At 53.5% G+C, this 15,815-nt stretch carries 15 protein-coding genes and 1 tRNA gene; 5 read left to right on the top strand and 11 right to left on the bottom strand.

Annotated features, from left to right (window positions below; translation table 11 throughout):
- The first annotated feature begins 410 nt into the window (after positions 1 to 410).
- The 4 genes from ACMGG1_RS03650 to ACMGG1_RS03635 all read left to right on the top strand — a co-directional run bounded on the left by ACMGG1_RS03650 (position 411) and on the right by ACMGG1_RS03635 (position 4,468).
- A complete protein-coding gene (locus tag ACMGG1_RS03650) occupies positions 411 to 1,724 on the top strand; it encodes an MFS transporter (RefSeq protein WP_130016945.1) in 1,314 nt (437 codons plus the stop codon).
- A 9-nt stretch (positions 1,725 to 1,733) separates the two neighbouring features.
- Positions 1,734 to 2,672, top strand: a complete 939-nt coding sequence (locus ACMGG1_RS03645; RefSeq protein ID WP_142814491.1) for a 2-hydroxyacid dehydrogenase — start codon at positions 1,734 to 1,736, stop codon at positions 2,670 to 2,672.
- Between the two features lie 497 nt (positions 2,673 to 3,169).
- Positions 3,170 to 3,799 carry a LuxR family transcriptional regulator gene (locus ACMGG1_RS03640; protein WP_122080126.1) on the top strand — a complete coding sequence of 210 codons (630 nt, stop codon included), beginning with the start codon at positions 3,170 to 3,172 and terminating at the stop codon, positions 3,797 to 3,799.
- 189 nt (positions 3,800 to 3,988) lie between these two features.
- Positions 3,989 to 4,468, top strand: a complete 480-nt coding sequence (locus tag ACMGG1_RS03635; RefSeq protein ID WP_414161155.1) for a hypothetical protein — start codon at positions 3,989 to 3,991, stop codon at positions 4,466 to 4,468.
- Positions 4,469 to 4,493: 25 nt separating this feature from the next.
- Here the strand turns inward: ACMGG1_RS03635 and ACMGG1_RS03630 are convergent.
- The 6 genes from ACMGG1_RS03630 to xerD form a co-directional block, all read right to left on the bottom strand.
- Positions 4,494 to 4,567 (bottom strand) — tRNA-Gly (locus ACMGG1_RS03630).
- Positions 4,568 to 4,736: 169 nt separating this feature from the next.
- Positions 4,737 to 6,254 (bottom strand): lysine--tRNA ligase, encoded by a 1,518-nt coding sequence (gene lysS, locus ACMGG1_RS03625; RefSeq protein ID WP_020828465.1) that lies wholly within the window; start codon positions 6,252 to 6,254, stop codon positions 4,737 to 4,739.
- A 9-nt stretch (positions 6,255 to 6,263) separates the two neighbouring features.
- Positions 6,264 to 7,362 (bottom strand): peptide chain release factor 2 gene (prfB, locus tag ACMGG1_RS03620; RefSeq protein ID WP_104410945.1). Its coding sequence is split into 2 segments (ribosomal slippage): positions 6,264 to 7,286 and positions 7,288 to 7,362, totalling 1,098 coding nucleotides; the frame shifts between segments, so codons are not numbered across the junction.
- Positions 7,363 to 7,528: 166 nt separating this feature from the next.
- The gene (recJ, locus tag ACMGG1_RS03615) at positions 7,529 to 9,262 is read right to left on the bottom strand and encodes a single-stranded-DNA-specific exonuclease RecJ (protein ID WP_259218555.1); all 1,734 of its coding nucleotides are present in this window, start codon (positions 9,260 to 9,262) and stop codon (positions 7,529 to 7,531) included.
- Positions 9,263 to 9,268: 6 nt separating this feature from the next.
- A complete protein-coding gene (dsbC, locus tag ACMGG1_RS03610) occupies positions 9,269 to 9,985 on the bottom strand; it encodes a bifunctional protein-disulfide isomerase/oxidoreductase DsbC (RefSeq protein ID WP_020828469.1) in 717 nt (238 codons plus the stop codon).
- Positions 9,986 to 10,012: 27 nt separating this feature from the next.
- Positions 10,013 to 10,912: a site-specific tyrosine recombinase XerD gene (gene xerD / locus ACMGG1_RS03605; RefSeq protein ID WP_020828470.1), complete on the bottom strand. Its 900-nt coding sequence runs from the start codon at positions 10,910 to 10,912 to the stop codon at positions 10,013 to 10,015.
- 107 nt (positions 10,913 to 11,019) lie between these two features.
- Here xerD and fldB point away from each other — a divergent pair, with 107 nt between their 5' ends.
- Positions 11,020 to 11,538 (top strand): flavodoxin FldB, encoded by a 519-nt coding sequence (gene fldB, locus ACMGG1_RS03600; protein WP_020828471.1) that lies wholly within the window; start codon positions 11,020 to 11,022, stop codon positions 11,536 to 11,538.
- Positions 11,539 to 11,574: 36 nt separating this feature from the next.
- On the opposite strand, the gene creD is transcribed toward fldB, so the two are convergent.
- The 5 genes from creD to sdhE all read right to left on the bottom strand — a co-directional run bounded on the left by creD (position 11,575) and on the right by sdhE (position 15,803).
- Positions 11,575 to 12,939 (bottom strand): cell envelope integrity protein CreD, encoded by a 1,365-nt coding sequence (gene creD, locus ACMGG1_RS03595; RefSeq protein WP_187961868.1) that lies wholly within the window; start codon positions 12,937 to 12,939, stop codon positions 11,575 to 11,577.
- An 84-nt stretch (positions 12,940 to 13,023) separates the two neighbouring features.
- Complete coding sequence (gene creC, locus ACMGG1_RS03590) at positions 13,024 to 14,442, bottom strand: two-component system sensor histidine kinase CreC (RefSeq protein WP_130015851.1); 1,419 nt, start codon at positions 14,440 to 14,442, stop codon at positions 13,024 to 13,026.
- Complete coding sequence (gene creB, locus ACMGG1_RS03585; RefSeq protein ID WP_217331831.1) at positions 14,439 to 15,134, bottom strand: two-component system response regulator CreB; 696 nt, start codon at positions 15,132 to 15,134, stop codon at positions 14,439 to 14,441. The genes creC and creB overlap by 4 nt, the downstream gene beginning before the upstream one ends.
- The gene (locus ACMGG1_RS03580) at positions 15,134 to 15,556 is read right to left on the bottom strand and encodes a protein YgfX (RefSeq protein WP_128865160.1); all 423 of its coding nucleotides are present in this window, start codon (positions 15,554 to 15,556) and stop codon (positions 15,134 to 15,136) included. Before ACMGG1_RS03580 ends, creB begins: the two co-directional genes overlap by 1 nt.
- Entirely contained in the window at positions 15,537 to 15,803 is a 267-nt protein-coding gene (sdhE, locus tag ACMGG1_RS03575) for an FAD assembly factor SdhE (protein ID WP_020828476.1), read from the bottom strand. Before sdhE ends, ACMGG1_RS03580 begins: the two co-directional genes overlap by 20 nt.
- Between the last annotated feature and the right edge of the window lie 12 nt (positions 15,804 to 15,815).

Here is a 15,815-nt window from a genome sequence, read left to right as displayed (position 1 = left end):
GATTGATTGATTGATTGATTGATTGATTGATTGAGATATTTAATTGACAGATATATTGATAACCAAGCAACAATGATAACACAATCATTTGCAGTGTAGATTAATTAATATTTAAAATAACACTAAACGTTATATTCCACCCAACCAATTATTAAATAACTCACTTATTAAAACACCTACCAGATCACTTCAGCAATCAACAAGATAAACTCAACCAGTTAAATAAAAAAACAAACAACAAGAATAACTTAAAAGCTCGACAATCTTGTTTAAGAAAATAATCATAGCACCAGTGATGCAACTGTGATAAATCAGATCATAGAAAATAAGCCAAAAAAACACAGTTACAAAGAAACCCAAAAATTAATTCAAAAAATCACCCTCATTAATTTTTATACAGGCCAGGTAAAATGGATAATAACCTACATCACTCAACTGTAAAGAAAATAAATTTAAGACTAATTCCATTCATCATGCTGCTGTATTTAATTGCATATATAGATCGTGCAAATATTTCCGTGGCCGCATTACAAATGAATGCCGACTTGGCATTAACTGCAGAAATGTATGGCATTGCGGCCGGCATATTCTTCGTCTCCTACATTCTCTTTGAAATTCCCAGCAATATTATTCTTACTCACGTAGGGGCGAAAATCTGGATCGCCCGCATAATGGTCACCTGGGGCATCATTGCCATGGGAATGAGCCTGGTGCAAACGCCTCTGCAACTCTACATTATGCGCTTTCTGCTTGGGGTGGCGGAGGCCGGTTTTACGCCCGGGATCATCTATTACCTTTCCTGCTGGTATCCTCGTAGCGATCGTGCCCGCGCCATGTCGATGTTTTATATCGGCGCAGCGCTGGCTTCGCTCATTGGTTTACCAATCTCCGGCGCTATTTTACAGATGAATGATGTGCTGAGTATCGCCGGTTGGCGCTGGTTATTCCTGCTGGAAGGTGCCCCGGCAGTGTTGTTGGGCATCGCGGTTTACTTCTACCTGGATAACAAACCGGAAGACGCCAAATGGCTGAAACCCCAGCAGCGCGCCTGGTTGACAGGCATACTCACGCAAGAAGCCAGGCAGACACCTACCCAGCAAGAGCACCATTGGCAGGCCGCGTTCAAAAACCGCAAAGTATGGCTGCTGAGTCTAATGTGGTTATTGCAAGCCTTCGGTACCATCGGCATTGGCCTGTTTCTGCCATTGATTATCAAAGGCGTGGTCAGCGAGCAAAGCAATTTCATCATTACCCTACTTTCCGCCGTCCCCTTTTTGTTCGCCTGCCTGTTTATGTATTTTAATGGTCACTATTCCGACACCCACCGCGCCCGCGCATTGCCCCTGGGGCTACCGCTAATCTTTTCCGGACTGCTGCTACTAATGGCCATATTCAGCACCAACCTGGCGTTAGCCTATGTTCTGCTGGTGTTCACCATTGCGCTGAACTGGGCGATCATCCCTATCTTCTGGGCAGTAACAACGGAAACGGTGTCCGGCGTAGCGGCAGCGGCCTCCATTGCGTTGATCAATGCCGTGGCCAATATCGTTGGGCTGGCGTTACCACCGGTTATTGGCCGAATTAAAGATATGACCAACAGCTATGATGCCGCCTTAATTATGGTAGCTATTGCGTTGGTATTAGGGGGAATTATCGGTTTGCAAGTTGGGCGCCGGAAGCACATCGCCAAACTGCCGGTACATCAGGACATGCCAGAACATTAAGGAGCAAGTATGACAAACGTTATTTTGCAGATGGCACCAGTGCCCATGCAATTGACTCAGCGCCTGCAACAGCATTTCACCTTAGTCAATTACGCCCAACTTACCCCGGAGCAACAGGTTGAACTGTTACCTCAGGTTCGCGTTTTATTAATCAACGGTGAAACATCTTTGAGCGACGCTGCCATGGCATGCTTTCCCAACCTGCAGCTGATTGCCGTTTTTGGCGTAGGGTATGAGCGAGTGGATGCCCACGCGGCCCACAAACGTAACATTCAGATCAGCAATACGCCGGGCGTGCTCACCGACGACGTTGCCGATTTGGCATTTGGGCTGATACTGGCCTGCGCCCGCCAGATTGTCGGCGCACAGCGCTTTATCGAACGCGGTGACTGGGCCGACCAGAGCTTCCGCTGGACACGCAAGGTCAGCGGCAGCCGGCTCGGCATTCTCGGTCTGGGTCGTATTGGCCGTGCTATAGCCCGGCGCGCTTCGGCGTTTAATATGTCAGTGTGTTATCACAGCCGTACTCGGCACGCGGGCTTTGAGGGTGAGTACTGTGCAACGCCGCAAGCACTGGCAGCGCACTGTGATTTCCTGGTGGTGTGCGCCCCTGGCGGAGAAAGCAGCCGCGCCCTGGTCAATGCCGAAGTATTACAGGCTCTGGGCCCCACAGGTATTTTAATCAATATCGCTCGAGGCTCGGTGGTGGATGAAGCGGCTTTGGTGCATGCCATTGAGCATAAGTTGATTGCCGGTGCGGGGCTGGACGTGTTTTGCGATGAGCCGCGAGTCCCAGGCGCGCTGTTGCAACGCGATAACGTGGTGATCACTCCCCATATGGGCAGCGCCACGCAGAGTACCCGCAAAGCAATGTCGGAACTGGTTTACGAAAATATTAGCGCCTACTTTTCCGGCAAGTCTTTGCTGACTCCAACAGATAAGCCTTAATTTCGACGGGAGGCAACACGGGTTCAATTCTAATATGCGAAAGGAATTGTTCCCTGGTCACTCAGCATTAAAACCCTTCCGGATTGTACAACCCGCACTCAATTCAGGTATGCCACTGATAGTACAAGGTTACATAGTTTTACTTAAAACACTTAAATATTACCATAACAAATAATAATTACCTGAGTTAGCACATACAAAATATAAAAAAACACACAACATTGTAATTTTCAATTAACACAATAAAAAACCATCCTTGTAATACAACAAGTTGATTTTCGAGCGCGATTACCAATAAACATGGCATATTAAGTCGAAAGCTCTGTTTTATTCCATTAACGCAAAACCATATCCATAATTATCATAATTAACGATATAATCATCCAACAAAAGCATGGATCAGGCTTATCACCCATATCCGCCTTCAATCGCCTTACGCGATTATAGTTCAACGTGAATATGGCGTCTAAATACGATTTAGAGGGAAGGAACCACTTATGCTCAAAGAATCAATAACCGTATTATTATCAGACAAAAATCGATTTTTTATAGATGGCCTCCAGCAAGCACTGGAGATCTACTTCCACTCAAAAAATGTGAATGTGCGATTTACCGAAAATACCTTCGAATACAGGACCGCCGACATCATCTTTCTGGCAGCGAATCCAAGCGAAAGCACCTTGCCTCATTATCTGTATTCGCAAGCGAAGGCTTGTTGTCCATTGGTTTTCTTGATTGAGGAGGAACGAGGTTCAACGCCGGTAGCCAACAGCGCCAGCCGGATGAAATTCACTTATATCTCGCGTAACAAAAGTGTAGAGGCTCTATTTGAAGCTATTGAACGTGTTATTTTCTCTAAAATAATTCAAAATAAAAGAAATCGCTGCAGTTTTAATAACGCCTCCAGACTCGCCAAGTTCTCTACCAGAGAGTACGAAGTCATTCATTATCTTTCCTTGGGCCTACCCAACATTTCGATTTCACGAAAATTGAATCTCAGTGAAAAGACCATCAGTCAACATAAACGTAACGCGATGCGAAAACTGAATTTCAAACGTAATGCTGAACTGCATTTTTGGTTGTTGTGTGGTGGTTTGAAGGACGTTGGGAAACATATTCTGATGTAACCTTCTCACAGAGAGATCCATCATTACTTTCAAGCATCTATTTCTCCAAAGGCAGGCTAAACATGGGGATAAATACATTTTCTCTATTCGATTTACAGCATGCCTTATCGGTGTTTTCGATTGTCCGGTCAACAATAAATTACGGGTAATCGACAACTCAGCGACTGCACAACGAAAGGAAACCGCAAAGTGATACTAAACCGTGCAACCCTGCTTGGTTTACTCAGCATGCTGCTATTGCTGCTGGCGCTACTGCCATCACTTTTGAGAATCATTAACGTTTCCAATATTCCTGCGATTTTGCACTCTACGCAAGATGATAACCTGTCGCCTAATAGCCATCAGATCGGGGATATAAATCAACCGGCCAGCGGAAAGCATCAAGGGCAGTTAACCGACAATTCAGCCCTGAGGCCGCAAGCCGAGGTCAAAATCAGCCGGGGGGATACCGGAGTCAGATCGGTGTCTAAGCTACGCATAAAATCACTTACGCAAGAGAGCAAAAACCCAAGGATGAATCTGGCAGATTTGCAAAAAAGTGATTCTGGCTTACCGGCCGAAAACACTTTGGCCAAATTCAATTTTCAAATCATCCAGCAGGAAGTGAAAAAATTTATCCGGAAAAGAATACTGTCACGCAAAAAACTAGCGGGTTCGAATTTGGAGTAAATGGAGATGTCTGCAGAAGTGTGCTTGGAGCGGGTGAAGGGAATCGAACCCTCGTATGCAGCTTGGGAAGCTGCCGTTCTACCATTGAACTACACCCGCGTCGGTGTGCGGCAGTCATTATAACCTGTTATCCCTGCCGGGCAAGCGGAGATAGCATGTAACTGCTGATGTTTTAAGCAGTTAGCAGCCATGGGCTTCTTATCCTACCCAACGGGCAAAAAAAACCGGCGCAGTTACCTGCACCGGTTGATATTTACTCTGTGAAACGTTATTTCTGCGGGCGCATGGCCGGGAACAGGATCACGTCACGGATGGTGTGGCTGTTGGTGAACAGCATTACCATACGGTCGATACCGATACCCAGGCCTGCAGTTGGCGGTAAACCGTGCTCCAGCGCAGTGACGTAGTCTTCGTCGTAGAACATGGCTTCATCATCGCCGGCGTCTTTCGCATTAGCCTGGTCAGCGAAGCGCTGCGCCTGGTCTTCTGCGTCATTCAGCTCGGAGAAGCCGTTACCGATTTCACGGCCGCCGATAAAGAACTCGAAGCGGTCGGTGATTTCCGGGTTGTTATCATTACGACGTGCCAGCGGGGACACTTCCGCCGGGTATTCAGTAATGAAGGTCGGTTGAATCAGATGGCTTTCCGCCACTTCTTCGAAGATCTCGGTCACTACGCGACCCAGGCCCCAGCTCTTCTCAACCTTGATGCCAATGGATTCGGCGATAGCCACCGCTTTGCCCATGTCAGCCAGATCGGCCAGATCGGTTTCCGGACGGTATTTTTTGATCGCTTCGGTCATGGTCAGCTTTTCAAACGGCTTACCGAAGTCGAACACTTCATCACCGTACTGTACCTGAGTGTTACCCAGCACTTTCTGGGTCAGGGTACGGAACAGGGATTCGGTCAGTTCGATCAGATCTTTGTAATCCGCGTAAGCCATGTAGAGTTCCATCATGGTGAACTCTGGGTTATGACGCGGAGAAACGCCTTCGTTACGGAAGTTACGGTTGATCTCGAACACACGCTCGAAACCGCCGACGACCAGACGCTTCAGGTACAGCTCTGGCGCGATACGCAGATACATATCGATGTCCAGCGCATTGTGGTGTGTCACAAACGGACGTGCGGAAGCACCGCCAGGGATCACCTGCATCATAGGGGTTTCGACTTCCATGAAGCCGCGTTCCACCATGAAGTTACGCATTGCCGCCATGATCTGAGAGCGCACCTGGAAGGTCTTGCGCGATTCGTCGTTGGCGATCAGATCCAGATAACGCTGACGGTAACGGGTTTCCTGATCCGCCAGACCATGGAACTTGTCCGGCAGCGGGCGCAGGGCCTTGGTCAGCAGACGCAGTTCGGTGCAGTGGATGGACAGCTCGCCGGTCTTGGTCTTGAACAGCTTGCCGCGTGCGCCAACGATATCGCCCAGGTCCCACTTCTTGAATTGTTCGTTGTAAACGCCTTCCGCCAGATCGTCGCGCGCAACGTACAGCTGGATACGACCGCCAACGTCCTGCAGCGTGACAAATGACGCTTTACCCATGATACGGCGTGTCATCATGCGGCCGGCTACTGTGACTTCTACGCCCAGCGCTTCCAGCTCTTCGTTGTCTTTTTCGCCGTACGCTGCATGCAGCTTGTCTGACGTGTTGTCACGACGAAAATCATTCGGGAACGCAATGCCGTTCTCGCGCAGCGCAGCCAGTTTCTCACGGCGTGACTGCAACTCGTTATTGAGATCCAACGCCTGATCGGCGCCTTGTGGTTGTTGCTCAGACATTTCTGTTCCTTATAACCCGGCTTTCAAACTTGCCTCAATGAATTTATCCAGGTCGCCATCTAATACGGCCTGCGTGTTGCGCGTTTCAACGTTAGTGCGCAAATCCTTGATGCGGGAATCATCCAGCACGTATGAACGGATTTGGCTGCCCCAACCGATATCCGACTTGTTGTCTTCCATCATCTGTTTATCAGCATTTTTCTTTTGCATCTCAAACTCATACAGCTTGGCACGCAGCTGTTTGAACGCTTGATCCTTGTTCTTATGCTGAGAACGGTCGTTCTGGCACTGCACTACGATGTTGGTCGGTAAGTGGGTAATACGCACCGCCGACTCAGTTTTGTTTACGTGCTGACCACCCGCACCGGAAGCGCGATATACGTCGATACGCAGATCCGCCGGATTGATTTCAATATCAATGTCGTCTTCCACTTCCGGGTAGATAAACACCGAACTGAAGGAGGTATGACGACGGCCACCGGAGTCGAACGGGCTCTTGCGCACCAGGCGATGTACGCCGGTTTCAGTACGCAACCAGCCAAACGCATAGTCGCCGATAATCTTGATGGTGGCAGATTTCAGCCCCGCGACGTCGCCGTCGGACTCTTCAATCACTTCCGTTTTAAAGCCTTTGGCTTCGGCCCAGCGCAGGTACATGCGCAGCAACATGCTGGCCCAGTCTTGCGCTTCGGTACCGCCGGAGCCTGCCTGGATGTCCAGGTAGCAATCAGCACTGTCGTATTCACCAGAGAACATACGACGAAATTCTAGTTGCTCCAGCTTGGCAGACAGTTGATCAAGCTCAATGACGGCTTCGTTAAAGGTTTCTTCATCGTCGGCTTCCACCGCTAATTCCAGCAGGCCGGTGACATCTTCGCCACCTTGCTCCAGTTGGTCGATGGTTTCAACGATGGCTTCGAGCGCCGCGCGCTCTTTACCCAGCGCCTGTGCGCGCTCGGGTTCGTTCCAGACGTCAGGCTGTTCCAGCTCCGCGTTGACTTCTTCTAGGCGTTCTTTCTTGGCATCATAGTCAAAGATACCCCCTAAGAACGGCAGTCCGCTCGGACAGGTCCTGAATACGGTTTTTTACCGGATTAATTTCAAACATGGTTTTTAGCGTTCTTTTTCGTTAGATGTCGTCGATGGCGAAATGCCATTAGAACCGGTAATTCTATCGGATCCAGGCGTCAGTTTATAGCGAGTTGCTCAGTTTTTGTGGGCAAGAAATGTGGCCGGGGCGAGGCAGGCTAACCCCGGCTAAAGGGAAGTGCGAATCAACGCGGCCAGAGATGCTGAATCAACAGCTGCACGTTGCGGTTGCCGCGAAACTCATTGACGTCGAGTTTGTAAGCCAGTTCGACCTCACGCACACTGCTGTCTGGCCACAGCGTGGTATCCACGTTGAAGGCGATACCGTCAAGCAGCGGTCCGCCACCGAGCGGCTCGACCATCAGCTTCAGGTGTTTTTCACCCACCAGCCGCTGTTGCAAAATGCGAAACTTGCCGTCAAAGGTCGGCTCGGGGAAAGCCTGCCCCCAGGGACCGCCCTCACGCAACAGCTCGGCGGTTTCCAGCGAAAGCTCTTGCAAAGCCAGCTCACCGTCAGACCAGATAACCCCTTCCAGCATCGCCGGATCGAGCCATTCTCCGACCAGATCGCCAAAGCGTTGGCGGAACTCGTCGAATTTGGCCTCTTCCAACGACAGTCCGGCCGCCATGGCGTGGCCACCGAACTTCATCATTAGCCCAGGATTGAGCGTATCCAGCCGTTCCAGCGCATCGCGCATGTGCAGACCGGCTATCGAACGGCCGGAGCCTTTCAAAATGCCCTCGCCCGCCGGCGCGAACGCGATCACCGGGCGATGGAAGCGTTCCTTGATGCGTGAAGCCAAAATCCCCACCACGCCCTGGTGCCATTCCGGATGGTACATCGCCAGCCCGTAGGGCAAGGTGGTGCTGCTGCGTTCCAGTTGGTCGCACAGCTGCAAGGCTTCAACCTGCATGCCTTGCTCAATCTCGCGCCGCGTCAGGTTGAGCGCATCCAGATCGTTAGCCAGCATACGTGCCTGCGCAATATCGTCGCTCAGCAGCAGCGCCACGCCAATCGACATATCGTCCAGCCGCCCGGCAGCATTGAGGCGTGGGCCCAATGCAAAACCAAGATCGTTGGCCGCCAGCTGACGCGCGTCGCGGTTAGCCACTTCCAGCAGCGCACGAATGCCCGGTCTGCACTTGCCGGCGCGAATACGGTTCAGGCCCTGATACACCAAAATGCGGTTGTTGGCGTCGAGCGGTACCACGTCGGCAACCGTACCTAGCGCCACCAGATCCAACAGTTCGGCAAGATTTGGCATCGCCAGCGCCCGTTGTTCAAACCAGCCGCTGTCCCGCAGCCGGGCACGCAGCGCCAGCATCAGGTAGAAAGCCACCCCGACGCCGGCCAGGGATTTGGACGGAAACTCGCAGCCGCGCAGGTTCGGGTTGACGATCGCCTCCGCTGCCGGCAGGGTTTCTCCCGGCAGGTGGTGGTCGGTCACCAGCACCTGTATGCCTTTAGCGTGCGCCACATCGACGCCCGCGTGAGAAGAGATGCCGTTATCCACGGTCAGGATCAGCTCGGCACCGCGCGTCGCCGCTTGCTCCACCACTTCGGGGCTCAGGCCGTAGCCGTCCTCAAAGCGATTGGGCACCAGATAGTCGACGGCACTGCCACCCATACTGCGCAGCGCCAGCACCGTCAGGGCGGTACTGGTGGCGCCATCGGCGTCGAAATCCCCCACCACCATGATGCGACGATGATCGGCCAATGCCTGTTGCAGGATCCCCACGGCGGTATCAATGCCGTCCAGCTGCTGCCAGGGCAGCATGCCTTTGACGCTGCGCTCCAGCTCCTGCTCCGCCTTCACACCGCGCAGCGCGTATAAACGGCGCAGCAGCGGATGCAGGCTGGCAGGCAAATGGCTGCCGTCCGCCGTTTCACGGCGGCGAAGTTGTGTTTTGATGCTCACCGGCGATTAACCACCGGTTTTAGTTGCGGTCTGATGTGCGTCCAGCATGGCGGCCATCTCTTTCGGTCCCTGATAACCCGGGATCATCATGCCGTTTTCCAAAATGATCGCCGGGGTACCCTGAATGCCGAACTGCACGCCGAGCGCGTAGTGTTTGCTGATGTCGGTTTTACAGGTTGCCGGGGACACTGCGTCGCCTTTCATTGCCTGGTCGAAAGCTTTGGCTTTATCAGCGGTACACCAGATGGACTGCATGTCTTTTTCGGCCTGGGAATTCAACCCCTGACGCGGGAACGCCAGATAGCGGACGGTAATGCCCAGATCGTTATACTCTTTCATCTGCTCGTGCAGCTTGTGGCAATAGCCGCAGGTGATATCGGTAAACACGGTGATCACGTGCTTTTGCTTCGGCGCTTTATAAACGATCATCTGATCTTTCAGCGCTTCCAATTTGCCGGTCAGCAGTTGATTGGTGACGTTGACCGGCTCTTTGCCACTGACGTCGTACAGCGGGCCTTGCAGAATGTGTTTGCCGTCTTCGCTCACGTACAGAACGCCGTTATCGGTCAGCACGGTTTTCAGGCCGTTCACCGGTGAAGGCTGCACATCCGCCTGCTGAATGCCCAGGCTGCCAAGCGCTTTTTGAATTGCCGCATCGTCGGCATGGGCCGCGCCGGTTACAGAAGCCACCAGCAGAGAGAGCAGCATTAAACCTTTCTTCATTCTTCCAATCCTTTTGAACCCGGCGTGTCAGGCACGCGGGTGGTGCTGTTGATGTAGCTGTTTAAGTCTTTCGGTCGCTACATGCGTATAAATTTGCGTGGTCGAGAGATCGCTATGTCCCAGCAACATCTGTACGACACGAAGATCCGCCCCATGGTTCAGCAAATGGGTGGCAAAAGCGTGGCGCAACACGTGCGGCGACAGCCTCTCGCTGTCTATACCCGCTAGGATCGCATAGTGTTTGATACGATGCCAGAACGTCTGTCGGGTCATTTGCTGGCAACGATTGCTGGGGAACAACACGTCCAGCGCCTGGCCGTTGACCATCCATGGGCGGCCGTGTTCCAGATAATTTTCGATCCAGTACACCGCCTCTTCACCCAGCGGCACCAGCCGTTCCTTGTTGCCTTTACCTATCACCCGCACCACGCCCTGGCGCAGACTGACGTCGCTGATGGTCAACCCGACCAATTCGGAGACCCGCAACCCGGTGGCGTACAACACTTCCAGCATCGCCTTATCACGCAGTTCCAGGGGCTGATCGACACAGGGAGCCTGCAGCAACGCATCGACCTGCGCTTCGCTGAGATCTTTCGGCAGCCGCTGCGGCAGCTTAGGAGAGGCAAGCAGCGCGGTGGGATCGTCGGTGCGCATATTTTCACGGTACAAATATTGGAACAGGCGGCGCATCGCGCTCAGCAAACGCGCGGAGCTGGTAGCTTTGTAGCCGCCCTCCACCCGTTCGGCGAGAAACGCCTGCAGATCCAGCGCCTGCGCCTTTACCAGCGAAATGTTTTGTTGGTTCAGCCAGGCGACCAGCGCCTGCAGATCCAGCCGGTAAGAGGCCAGCGTATTCTCTGCCAGATTGCGTTCGAGCCACAGCGCATCCAGGAATTGCTCAATCAACGCATGATCTTGCTGTTGCACGCGGTCCTCTCTTTGTTACGTTTATGCCACAGGCATTATGCCTTAAACCGGTACAAATCGGGTATACTCGACGCAATTCTACCTACGGCAATATAAACGGTTTACACATGAAGATTGGTCTGTTTTACGGCTCCAGCACCTGCTACACCGAGATGGCGGCAGAAAAAATCCGTGAGATTCTGGGTGAAGACCTGGTCGACCTGCACAACCTGAAAGACGTCTCTCCCAAGCTGATGGAAGAGTACTCCATCCTGATCCTCGGCATCCCCACCTGGGACTTCGGTGAACTGCAGGAAGACTGGGAAGCAATTTGGCCGCAGTTGACCACGCTGGATTTGAAAGGGAAAATCGTTGCCATGTATGGCATGGGCGATCAACTCGGTTATGGCGAATGGTTCCTCGATGCACTCGGCATGCTGCACGATCATATCGCCCCGCTCGGCGTGCAGTTTATCGGCTTCTGGCCCATCGACGGCTTCGAGTTCACCAGCCCTAAACCGCTGAGCGCCGACGGCAAACACTTTGTCGGCCTGGCGCTGGATGATGTGAACCAATACGACATGAGTGAAGACCGCATGCAGCAGTGGTGCGAACAGATCCTATTGGAAATGGAACCCCTGCTGTAATGCCTTTGGGCGCGGTTGCCGCGCCCAATTGCTTGCCTATTTCCACAACCGGAAGCGGTTTTCCTCTTCTCCTGCTGGCGTCTCGCCGCTCAAACGTGCCGGGTCGGCCACCTGATACCAGTCCAGCTTGCGCGTCAACAGCATAATCCCCGCCAAAATCGCAAACAGCAGCCCCGCGCCCAGCACCAATGCGTTATCTTCCGACTGCAGCAGCAGGTACAGCACGCCATACAGCATCAGCAGGCTGGCGGCGAACAGCGTACCGCGTAACCGGCCGCGCAGAACCGCACTGAGATAAAAGGCGATCAGTCCACTGCAGGCGAGACTGGCCAGCAGATAGGCAGTGGCGAAACCGAAATGCTCAGAGAACGCCAGCAGGATCAGGTAGAACAGCACCAGCGCCGCACCGACCAACAGATATTGAATCGGATGCACCCGCAGCCCGGTCAGGGTTTCGAACAGGAAGAACGCCATAAACGTCAGGCCGATAAACAGCACTGCGTATTTCACCGCGCGTTCGGTCAGTTGATAGTGATCTACCGGCTCGATCAGGCTGGTGCTAAAAGCCGGCAGTTTGTCTTCGTCGAGGATCCCGTCATCGTAGTGAAAAGCACTGTTGATATTGTTAGCGAACCAGGTGCTGCGCCAGCGGGCGCTAAATCCTTTCTCCGTTACTTTGCGCTCGTCCGGCAAGAAGTTGCCGAGGAAGTTCGGATGTGGCCAGTTGCTCTGCAGCGTCAATTCGCTGCTGCGCCCAAGCGGCACCAATGACAGGCTGCTGGTTCCCGCCAGCGTAAGGGTGAAATCGGCATCCAATCCGGATTTCTGCAGCGAAGCCAATGTTAGCGGAGCATGGATCCCCTGCGGCAACACGTTTACCTGAGTGCCCGGTTCGAAGGTCGTCTGCGACTGCGTGCTGATAAGCGGCGAGATGCTCTTGATACCACGTGAATCACTCAACGAGACCAACAGGAAAGGTTGGCCAATCACGACATTGCTGCGTTGCAGGTCACTCAAATCCGGCTGACCGAATTTCACCTGAAACTTCAGCGGCCCTTGGTACACCTGCGTTTGGTAAATCCCCAGCTTGCGCACTTCCACGTTCGGCTTGCCGTTCACCTGCAGGTTTTCCGGCAGCAGATAGCGATGATGTCTGACCATTTGCACCACTTTCTGCCCCTTATCGTCGGTCTTTTCTTCCCTTTCGGTGTAAGGAATGACAATCAACGGCCCCAAAATACGCTGTGCGCGGCTGGTGCTTTCACTTACCTGCCCCACCACGCTCTGGCGGTAGCCGCTGCGCTCTTCAATCACATTCATTAACTGCGTCACCGGGATAATCATCAAAATCATCAATCCCAGCAGGGTGGCTATTTTCCAAAACAGTACCGATTTCATCATCGCTGCGCGCTCCTTGTAGGTAATGGCGCCACGATAATGGCCTTCGGTGAAAGCAGGATGTGGTTATGTGAAGGGAAGGTGAAGTCAGAGAGATAAGGTGAAAATAGCCGCCACGCCGTGCGGTTGACGATTGTGCAACCGGATAGATCCCCGGTGCAAACGCGCCACTTCCTGTACAAAGCTCAGGCCCAGGCCGCTGCTTTTCGGCTTGTCGGCCCGTGCCAGCGAATAGAAACGCTCGAACACTTTGTCCAACGCGTAATCCGGGATACCGCTGCCGTCGTCGCTGACGGTGATCCGGTAATGGCCTTCATCGCGTTCGCCACGCACGCTGATCGTGCCGCCCGCGGGGGTAAAATCCAGCGCATTGTCGAGCAAATTGGTTAATGCCTGGCCGATCAGTAACCCATCGCCGGTCAGGGTGATCTCTTCTAGAGCGTCTACCTGCAATAAAATACCGCGCCGTACCGCCTGCGCTTCCTTGCCGGCTACCGCCTGACGCACCAACGCCGCCATCGCGATCGGCGCCGGTTCCAGCCCGGGGCGGCTTTCCAGCCGCGCCTGAACCAGCAGCTTGTCCACCAGTTGCTGGATGCGCGTACTCTGTTGTTCGATATTGGTCAGAAAGCGCTGAGCGGTAGCCGGGGGTGGGAACTCCTGCAACAGCTCCGCTGCGCCGCGGATCGCCGCCAAGGGGCTTTTTAACTCGTGGGTCAGAGTGTGCACATACTGTTCGATGTAGGCTTTGCCCTCCAGCTTCACCCGCATGCTTTCGAGCGCCTGCGCCAATTGCGTCAGCTCATGGCCGCCCATTTTTGGCAGCGGCACGCTTTCACCTTGCGCGACACCGTCGGCGTAACGCACCAATCGACCAATCGACCGGTTAATCCACCAGACAAAACCCAGACCAATCAGTAATGCAATGCCCAGCAGCAGCGCACCTGCCCACAGAATGCGGCGTTCGCTGCGTTTGATCACCGGCGCCATGGTGCTGTTGGGTTTTCCGACGCTAAGCACGCCGATTATCTTGCCTTGCTCCAGCACCGGCGCGGCGACATACATCACCGAGCTGTTTTCATCCTGTGGATCACTTCGCGTACTGCGGGCGCCATACTGGCCGCGCAGCGTCAGATACACGTCATTCCAGCGAGAATAATCCTGACCCAGTGCCCTGCCGCTAGAGTCAAAAATGACCTTACCCTGCCGATCGGTAAGATAGACATGATATTCACTGCGATCTTTGCGAATACCGGCAATATTGGCGCCAATGGGCCGTTGATTGAGTTGGGCGAAAGCCTGCGCCAACTGGCCGTGTGCGACGTCGGCACGCTGCATGTCCAGACGCGCGATTTGCGCCAGCAGGTTGGCGGTATCCACCAACGTGCCTTCGGTTGCGCGCCGCACGCCAGGCTTCACTTCCTGCACGAAAATGCTCAGCACGAAATAGCCCGCGACCGCCACAATCAGGAAATACCCCAGCAGCAGGCGCAGGCCTATTCTCATGGTTGGCGGCTCACGCTATAGCCCAGGCCACGATGCGTATGAATGGGCGGTTCGCCCGGATCGATCTGACGTAGCTTGGCGCGCAAGGTTTTGATATGGGTGTCGACAGTGCGGTCCAGGCTCTCTTCCGCATGGGCCCAAACGCTGTCCATCAGCTGTTGGCGGGAAAACACCCGGCCGGGCGTCAGCAGTAAGGTTTTTAACAGCAGGAATTCATAGCGGGTCAGCGGTAACGGCTGCTGATGGTAATAAATGGTCGCCGCCGGTTCATCCAGCCCAAAGGGGCCGAAGCTATACAGCGTGGGCTGCTGCAAGCGCTGTTGTTTTTGCAAACGACGTAAAATGGTACGAACGCGGGCGCTGACCTCTCGCGGGGAAAAAGGCTTGGCGACGTAGTCGTCGGCACCGATCTCCAGCCCGATCAGGCGATCGAGCTCGTCGCTGCGAGCCGTAAGAAAAAGAATGGGCAAATCCGCCGCCTGCGACAGCAGACGGCGACACAGTTCAAAACCGTTGATATCCGGCAAGCCGACATCGAGGATAGCCAACGCGGGCGCCCCTTGCGCCAATGCTTGCAAGGCCGGTTCGCCACGTTCGAACCAGCGCACCTGAAAGCCTTCGCTCTCGAGGGTATAAATCAGCGTATCGGCAATGCTGGGTTCATCCTCCACCAGCCACAGCGTCGGCTTCATCAGGGTTCCTCATCATCACTGGCCGGTGGATACAACAGCTGTTGGCGCAAATGTCGCCATTCGGCCTTGGCCATGCTGTCGGAGGCCAACCATAAGCGACGACGCTTTTTCCCCTGCATCGGTTGCAACGTCAGCAGAATACCGAAGCGCAGCATCCAGGGTTGCTTGGCCAACTGCCATTCCTGGCCTTGCCAGCCCACACGCTGGTTCTCCAGCAGGCGTAACTCCCCCTGACGCGACGCAATGCGTTTTTGGCTACGTATGCATTCAAACACCACCAGCGTCAGCAACACCAGCCAGATTGGCCCGTAGCCTTCCGGCCAGGGTGAAATCAGGATCAGCAGGATCAGAACGCCATGCGTCAACAGCGAAAGTAACTGGGTGCGCCAGGAAATACGAACATCACATCGCCACTGGGCCACGGTCTTTATTTCGCGTCTGGATCAGTGTCACCATTCTCTGCAGTTCACTGTCCTGCGGAGCGCCATGATTCATCAGCCAGTTGAACAAATCGGGATCGTCACTCTCAAGCAGGCGGATAAACAGCGCTTTGTCTGTGTCATTCAACCGATCGTACTCATATTCGAAGAACGGCATGATCGAGATGTCCAGCTCACGCATGCCACGGCGACAAGCCCAGTGAATACGTGCTTTGTTATTAATATCCATGTTGTTATGACT

The sequence above is a fragment of the Serratia sp. BNK-12 genome, assembly GCF_047456085.1.
GTDB lineage: Bacteria > Pseudomonadota > Gammaproteobacteria > Enterobacterales > Enterobacteriaceae > Serratia > Serratia liquefaciens.
Note: the sequence above shows the minus strand (reverse complement) of the source record. Positions and strands in the feature narration are given on the sequence as shown.

Bases quoted from the DNA above. Each gene is read 5' to 3' on its own strand.
- fldB (WP_020828471.1), top strand. From the start codon at position 11,020: ATGAAGATTGGTCTGTTTTACGGCTCCAGCACCTGCTACACCGAGATG.
- creC (WP_130015851.1), bottom strand. From the start codon at position 14,442: ATGAGAATAGGCCTGCGCCTGCTGCTGGGGTATTTCCTGATTGTGGCG.
- sdhE (WP_020828476.1), bottom strand. From the start codon at position 15,803: ATGGATATTAATAACAAAGCACGTATTCACTGGGCTTGTCGCCGTGGC.
- ACMGG1_RS03650 (WP_130016945.1), top strand. From the start codon at position 411: ATGGATAATAACCTACATCACTCAACTGTAAAGAAAATAAATTTAAGA.
- lysS (WP_020828465.1), bottom strand. From the start codon at position 6,254: ATGTCTGAGCAACAACCACAAGGCGCCGATCAGGCGTTGGATCTCAAT.
- ACMGG1_RS03640 (WP_122080126.1), top strand. From the start codon at position 3,170: ATGCTCAAAGAATCAATAACCGTATTATTATCAGACAAAAATCGATTT.
- ACMGG1_RS03645 (WP_142814491.1), top strand. From the start codon at position 1,734: ATGACAAACGTTATTTTGCAGATGGCACCAGTGCCCATGCAATTGACT.
- creB (WP_217331831.1), bottom strand. From the start codon at position 15,134: ATGAAGCCGACGCTGTGGCTGGTGGAGGATGAACCCAGCATTGCCGAT.
- dsbC (WP_020828469.1), bottom strand. From the start codon at position 9,985: ATGAAGAAAGGTTTAATGCTGCTCTCTCTGCTGGTGGCTTCTGTAACC.
- creD (WP_187961868.1), bottom strand. From the start codon at position 12,939: ATGATGAAATCGGTACTGTTTTGGAAAATAGCCACCCTGCTGGGATTG.